This window comes from Burkholderia sp. 22313 (assembly GCF_052045245.1).
Classification (GTDB): Bacteria; Pseudomonadota; Gammaproteobacteria; order Burkholderiales; family Burkholderiaceae; genus Burkholderia.
In genome coordinates this window covers 1-6,801 of sequence record NZ_JBQEON010000005.1, presented here as the reverse complement: position 1 = coordinate 6,801, position 6,801 = coordinate 1, and the positions used below count along the sequence as shown (strand labels likewise).

5 protein-coding genes and 2 pseudogenes are annotated in these 6,801 nt (G+C 64.9%); 2 read left to right on the top strand and 5 right to left on the bottom strand.

What is annotated here, in order from left to right:
• Window positions 1–32: 32 nt before the first annotated feature.
• Window positions 33–203: a hypothetical protein gene (locus ACTJKF_RS06050; RefSeq protein ID WP_440622647.1), complete on the bottom strand. Its 171-nt coding sequence runs from the start codon at window positions 201–203 to the stop codon at window positions 33–35.
• Window positions 204–862: 659 nt separating this feature from the next.
• On the opposite strand from ACTJKF_RS06050, the gene ACTJKF_RS06045 reads away from it, so the two are divergent.
• Entirely contained in the window at window positions 863–2,464 is a 1,602-nt protein-coding gene (locus tag ACTJKF_RS06045; RefSeq protein WP_440622646.1) for an APC family permease, read from the top strand.
• 96 nt (window positions 2,465–2,560) lie between these two features.
• Here ACTJKF_RS06045 and pal read toward each other — a convergent pair whose 3' ends face one another.
• From pal to andR, 3 genes and pseudogenes are all read right to left on the bottom strand, one after another.
• Window positions 2,561–3,052 carry a peptidoglycan-associated lipoprotein Pal gene (gene pal, locus ACTJKF_RS06040; RefSeq protein ID WP_440622645.1) on the bottom strand — a complete coding sequence of 164 codons (492 nt, stop codon included), beginning with the start codon at window positions 3,050–3,052 and terminating at the stop codon, window positions 2,561–2,563.
• A 335-nt stretch (window positions 3,053–3,387) separates the two neighbouring features.
• A pseudogene (locus ACTJKF_RS06035) lies at window positions 3,388–3,552 on the bottom strand (ankyrin repeat domain-containing protein); the annotation flags it as partial.
• A gap of 86 nt (window positions 3,553–3,638) precedes the next feature.
• Complete coding sequence (gene andR / locus ACTJKF_RS06030; RefSeq protein WP_440622825.1) at window positions 3,639–4,595, bottom strand: anthranilate 1,2-dioxygenase regulatory protein AndR; 957 nt, start codon at window positions 4,593–4,595, stop codon at window positions 3,639–3,641.
• A gap of 349 nt (window positions 4,596–4,944) precedes the next feature.
• Between andR and ACTJKF_RS06025 the strand changes: the two genes are divergently transcribed.
• A complete protein-coding gene (locus tag ACTJKF_RS06025) occupies window positions 4,945–6,261 on the top strand; it encodes an MFS transporter (protein ID WP_440622644.1) in 1,317 nt (438 codons plus the stop codon).
• Here the strand turns inward: ACTJKF_RS06025 and ACTJKF_RS06020 are convergent.
• Window positions 6,262–6,792 (bottom strand): annotated as a pseudogene (locus ACTJKF_RS06020) (helix-turn-helix domain-containing protein); the annotation flags it as partial.
• Window positions 6,793–6,801: the final 9 nt, after the last annotated feature.

The following is a 6,801-nucleotide window of genomic DNA, read 5'->3' as shown; positions in this document are numbered from 1 at the left end:
CGACGCCCCGTTCGAGCCCGTCCGGCGGCGCTTCAGTAGCCGCCGCCCCCTCCGCCGCCACTTCCTCCTCCGCTGCCGCCCGCACCGCCGTACCGGCTCATGCCGGTGCCTTGCGATACGCCGCCGCCCGACGACGTACATCCCGCCGACAGCACCAGCATCAGCGCCGCGAGCAGTGCCGCGGTCAATCTTGCCGAATTCATTTCAGCCTCCTTACGTCGCGCAGGCCGCGCGGCACGGCGGTTCGCATGAACGGCGACCGCGCGATGACGAAACGTTTCGGGTGGGCGGTTTATTCCATGCGTTTTGTCTATCGGTGCGCGTTGCATGCGGGTGCCGGATCGGTCACTGGCGCAGCGGCTTGGTACACTCCGGCTCGCCGCCATTCCGATTCCCGTGACAGGGACCATGAGCACCGCCGTCGAGCGAGCGCCGCGCAAATCGTCGCGTCCGTCCAGTCCTGTCGTGCTCGGTTGCGTGTCGTTCGCGATCGGCGGCACCGGTTCGATGATCGGTTATGTGCTGACGTGGGGGGCCGGCGGGCGTTGCGCACGCGAACAACGCTGCCGCCTCGGCTTTTGCAGTCCGCGCGCTGCAGGTCTATATTCGTATCACGAGATGACCGGTCTCCAGCGGATCGCTGCGTGCGCAACCCGGCATGCGGCGACCGACGCCCCGCAACGTACATGCCCGCGCGACGCCGTCCGTTCTGGATCGAACGTCGCATCTCGCCGCCGGCCGCGGCGCTTCCCGCAGTGTTCAAAACCGGCCCCGCACGTTGCGGGGCGGGTGTCCGTCGGCCGTCGACCCGGTTAAAAGCAAATCAATCATGCAGGGGGAGGTCGTTTGCAAGGAGTCTCGCATGAGCACGACCTCAAGCCTCAACCTCGAAGGCAAGCTGCGGCGCGATGCCGGCATCGTCGGCCTGCTGTTCGCCAGCACGACCAGCATGGTCGGATCCGGCTGGCTGTTCGGCGCCTATCACGCATCGAGGATCGCCGGACCGCTGAGCATCGGCAGCTGGGTGCTCGGCGCGATCATCATCCTGTTGATCGCACTGTGTTTTGCCGAGCTGGCCGCGCTGTTCCCGCGTAGCGGCGCGCTCGTCCACATGAGCCACGCCAGTCACGGGGAAGGGCTGGGACGCATCTGGTGCTGGCTGTTGTTCCTCGCGTACGTGCCGGTGCCGGCCGTCGAAGCCGAAGCGATCGTCACCTACGCGAACAACTATCTGCCGTGGTTCATTCGGCCGGGCGGCGCCGGGCTGCTCACTGCGACCGGCTTCGTTACGTGCGCGGCGCTGCTCGGCGTGATGGCGCTGCTGAATTTGATGGTCGTGCGCTGGCTGCTGACCGTGAATTCGACGATCACATGGTGGAAGATCGGCGTGCCGCTCGTGACGATCGCCGGGCTGCTCGGCGCGAGCACGCACTGGGGCGTGATGAAGGCCGCGCCCGACAGCTACAGCCTGTCCGGCATGTTCACCGCGCTGCCGGCGGCCGGCATCGTGTTCAGCTATCTCGGTTTTCGCACGGCGATCGACCTCGGCGGCGAGAGCGCCAATCCGCGCCGAAACATCCCGCTCGCGGTGATCGGCGCGGTGCTGCTCGCGGCCGTCATCTACATCCTGCTGCAGGTCGCGTTCATCTATGCGCTCGCGCCGGCCGATCTCGCGCACGGCTGGAACCATCTGAGCTTTACCGGCGAAACCGGACCGTTCGCGGGCCTCGCCGCGACCCTCGGGCTCGGCTGGATGGCGACGCTACTGTACATCGACGCCTATGTGTCGCCGGGCGGCACGGGGCTGATGTACATGACGGGCGGCTCGCGCATCCTGTTCGCCGCTGGCGAACTCGATGCCGGCCCGCGCGCGCTGACGCGACTGAACGGCAACCGGATCCCGTGGATGTCGGTCGTGGTGATGTGGGCGTTCGGCGTCGTGTTCCTGCTGCCGTTCCCCGCGTGGCAGCAGATGGTGAACTACATCACGTCCGTCACCGTGCTGACATACGGGCTCGGCCCGGTCGCGCTGATGGTCCTGCGCCGCAACCTGCCGGAGATGGAGCGGCAGTTCAGGATGCGCGGCGCGGGGCTGCTTGCGCCGCTCGCGTTCGTGTGCAGCGATCTGGTGATCTACTGGACCGGCTTTCGCACCAACAACTTCCTGTTCTCGCTGGTGGCGATCGGGTTCGTCGCGTATGCGATTTACCATCACGCGATCCTGCGCCGCAGCGCGCGCCAATTCGGCTGGAAGCACATCGCGTGGCTGCTGCCGTGGTTCGGCGGGCTGTGGCTGCTGTCGTGGCTAGGCGGGATCGGCGGCGGCCTCGGCATCATGCCCTTCGGCTGGGACATCCTGATCGTCGCGGTGTGGAGCGTGATCGTCTATGTGCTCGCGCTGCGTAGCGCGCTCGGCCGTGACGAGACGGCGTCGATGATGGCGCTGATGGACGAGACGAGCTGACGCGCACGGCGACACGCTGCCGGGGCGCGCGGTGCGCCCCGGCGATTGGCTGCATCACGGGTAACGGATGCGGCGTGGCCGGCATCCGCACGACGATCAACGATAGACGAGATCGGCGCGGCGGTTCTGCGCCCACGATTCCTCGTCGTGGCCGAGCGCGACCGGCTTTTCCTTGCCGAGGCTGACCGCTTCGAGTTGCGAGGCCTGCACGCCCAGCGTCTCGAGCGCGCTCATCACGGCCTGCGAGCGGCGCTGGCCGAGCGCGAGGTTGTATTCGGACGTGCCGCGTTCGTCGGTATTGCCCTGGATCAGCACGTGGCGCGACGGGTGGCTGCGCAGGTAGTCGGCGTGCGTCTGCAGCAGCGACTCGTATTCCGGCTTCACCGAATACTGGTCGAAATCGAAATAGACGCTGCGCTTCGCGAGCGGGCTGTTCGGATTGTTGAGATCGTCGGCCGCTACCGTCGCGACTGCCTCGCTCGACGGCGCCGGCGCCATGCCGGCATTCTCGGGCGTTTTCGCCGCGTGGTGGCAACCCGCCAGCAGTGCGAAAACTGCCAGGACCGCCCATCGGTTCGTTTTGCTCATTGTGCGTCTCCTGCGGTTGACTGCGTGGAAAGCATCGTGCGTACGTACGGGCACGTCACGATTCCGGCCGGGACGACACGAAAATGCCGGCTTGCGTGCGTCATGCGATGCATTTTCGTAAGCTGGCGAGGCGTCATATGAAAGATTGTCCTGACCGGAACGCCGAAATCACGGCGCCGCTGCAATCAGATTAGGAAAAATGTCACAACGTGACCAGTTTCTTCGTCAATTTCGCGCAAAAACGACGCAGGAGGCGTTCTTGCCCGCGCGTCGCGGCGCAGCGCCGCGCAGGGCGTGCCAGTCACATCGACGTTCGGCGTCGCGCCAACTGGTTCGCGCGCATCGACGTGATCCGGATTCGCACTATGTGCGACGAGCACCGGCAGCATGTCGAGCCGGCCGAACCATGCGGCGAACGGCAGTGGCGTTTCACCGGCGCGATGGGTCTGGTCGATCGGGCAGTGCGTATCGGCCAGCCGCTTCGCGATCGCGGTTTCGCCCCAGGCAGTTTGCCCCGTTGCCAACGGTGATGCTCAGGATCGACCTCGCTGTCAAGGTACCGACGACGCGCCGCCCCGAGCGCCGATCATGGCCGACCGGTGTCCGACGGGCGTTCTCCGAATTTCTCGCGATAGGCAATCGCGAATCGCCCGAGATGCGTGAAGCCGCAATCGAGCGCAATTTCCGCGACGCTGAAGCGCGACTTCGCCGACTTGAGCCGTTCGCGCGCGCGATCGAGCCGAAGATCGCGCAGGTATCGCATCGGGCTGGTGCCATGCAGTTGCAGAAACAGGGTGCGCAGCGTGCGTTCGGATGTTTCCGCGGCGCGGGCGATGTCCGCGATCTGGAGCGGCTGGTCGAAATGTGCCTCCATATAGGCCTGTGCCCGCCGCGCGCCACTCGCCGCGAGATCGCGCTGCGCGGCGGCACGCGGGCTGGCCGCGTGCGCGTCGTCCAGCAAATCGATCAGCAAATGCGCAAGTCGATCGGCGACGCGCGGATTGGCGCTCGCCTGAGCCAGCATCTCGTGCGAACTCGAGACCAGCGCCAGTTGCTGCATCCACGAGCGCAGCGCGGCGTGACCCAGGTTGAGCGACGGCCCGAGACCCATGCCATCGCCGCCTTCCCATGGTTCAAGCATCGACGTGTCGATACGCAGGACGAACTGCTCGCAGTCGGACGATAGCTGCGCGTCGAAGCATTCGCCGGACGGGCACAGCACGGCTGTCTGCGTATCGATGAACAGGTCGCGCCCCATCGTGCGAACCCGCGCGCTTCCGGCAAGACAGAACATCAGCAGGTGGTAACCGTCGATCGCGTCGACCAGGACGCGCATTGCGTTGCCGAACCTGATCGTGCCGATCCCGACGCTATTCAGGGCTACGAAATTCATCCGGGAGGATCGACTCCGCTCGCGATCAGACGGGGAAAGCGTATGCGACTGCATCACGCGGGAAATCTGTTCGCGAGTTTCGTCAAGATCCTGCGACTCGAAAAGCCGGTACGCGCGCAGCGCGGACGGATTGAACGGTTGGGGGAGCATGCTGTTTATCTCGGAATTGTGCGCGGGAAACGCAAAAAATCCGTGCCAGCGCGGCTGGATCGGCGTCGCCGTCGCCATTCATAAAACCGCCGAAAGTGGATAGTCGGCGCACTGACGCGAAGTTTATGGATAGACGAGCAATTTCGACATCCCAAGAATTCGAGGCAGTTCCGGTGTGAGCGATATTTGGCCCGTCGTGGTGCGCCTGCCAAGGTGCCCGGGTCGTGCGGCGGGGCGCTGACATCTTGACGAATTGTAAATTCGAGCGGAACTCGCCGCCGTTGGCCAGCCGCATCGGCTAGCCAGTCGGCGGCGATATTGAATCCAACTATTACGCGGAGGAGAAACCATGCGGGAAATCGATCTGCAGCGGCTCGTGGCCGAAGCAAAGGTGGGCAGGGTCCATCGTGTCGTGCTGTTCTGGTGCGCGCTGATCATCATCTTCGACGGCTACGATCTGGCGATCGTGGGCATCGCGTTGCCGTCCATCATGCAGGAGATGCGCGTGAACCCGGCACAGGCGGGCTTCATGGTCAGTTCGGCGCTGTTCGGCATGATGCTCGGCAACGTCCTGCTCGGCTCGGTGGCCGACAGGATTGGCCGCCGCCGCACAATCGCCTGCTGCATCGCGCTGTTCAGTCTCCTTACCGTTGCGGCGGGCATCGCGCGAAACCCGGTCGAATTCGGTGTCGCGAGATTCATCGCGGGAATCGGCATTGGGGGCGTGATGCCGAACGTCATCGCACAGATGACCGAGTATGCGCCGCGCCGCGTGCGCAGCACGCTGGTCGCGCTGATGTTCAGTGGCTACTCGGTGGGTGGCATGCTGGCCGCGCTGCTGGGCAAGGCGATGATCGACGGTTACGGCTGGCGCTCCGTCTTCATCGCGGCCGGCTTGCCGCTGTTGCTGATCCCGATGTTTCTTCGGCGCATGCCGGAATCGCTGTCATTTCTGGCTCGCAACGGACAGCAGCAGGCGCTGGTGAACATTGCGTGTCGGATCGATCCAGAATTGAAGGTCCGAAGCGATCACCGGCTGCGCTGGAGCCAGCAGGACGAAGCGAGCAGGGCGCCGCTGCGACTGCTGCTGAGTGATGGGCGCGGCGTCAGCACCATGATGTTCTGGGGCGCGTGCTTCATCTGCCTGTTCATGGTGTACGCGTTGAGCTCGTGGCTCGTCAAGCTGATGGCAAGCACCGGATACAGCATGGGCTCGGCGTTGACGTTTGCGTTCGTGCTCAATGGCGGTGCGGTGGCCGGCGCGATCGGCGGAGGCTGGTTGGCCGATCGTTCGCAAATCAAGCACGTTCTGATGACGATGTTCGTACTCGCGTCGGTGTCGATCACGCTGCTGGGTTTCGGGTTGCCGACGGCATCCATGCTACTTCTTGCCGCGCTGGCAGGGGCGAGCACGATCGGCACGCAGATCCTGCTTTGCGCGTATGCGGGGCAGTTCTATCCGGCCGCCATCCGGGCGACGGGCATTGGCTGGGTGCTCGGCGTGGGACGAAGCGGCGCCATTCTCGCGCCGATCTTCATCGGTTTCCTGGTTGACATGGCGTTGCCGATCCATTGGAACTTCATGGCGATCGGCTTGCCTGCCGTGCTAGCCGCGCTGACGATGCACTTTATCGACGATGGCCGGTCCGCGGGATCATCGGATTGAGAGACGGGGGCGCGAATCCGTGGCGTGCGGTATCAGCGTGCGGGGCGGCGCATGGGCCTCGAACCTTCGATGATCGCAACCATCGATCTGGATCAGTTCACCCAGACACGCCCGGCGCGCTCGCGGCTGGTAGACCTTCGGCGGACGCTGCCGGCGCGGAATCCAGAGCCCGGCATCCGTCATCAGCTTCCTGACCGTCTCCTTGGCCAGCCGAATGCCATGGCATTCCCACAGCTTCTCGCAGGCCAGCGTCGGCCCAAAATCGGCGTAGCGCTCTCGAATAATGGTCAAGGCGCGTAACGCTAGTCCTTCGTCGAGCTTGCGGTTGCCTGGCCGGCCACGACGGCCCGAAGCGACGCCGCCAGGTCCGTGCTCTCGATACCGGATGACCAGCCGTTCCACCTGGCGCACGCTCAGGCCCAGCCGTTCGGCTGCACGTCCCGGCTTCAAGCCCGTGTCCACCACTGCCTGGATCACCTTGAGTCGATCAAGCTCTCGCATCGTCAGTGTCACCAATCCGGCTGGCTGCATGGTCGGCTC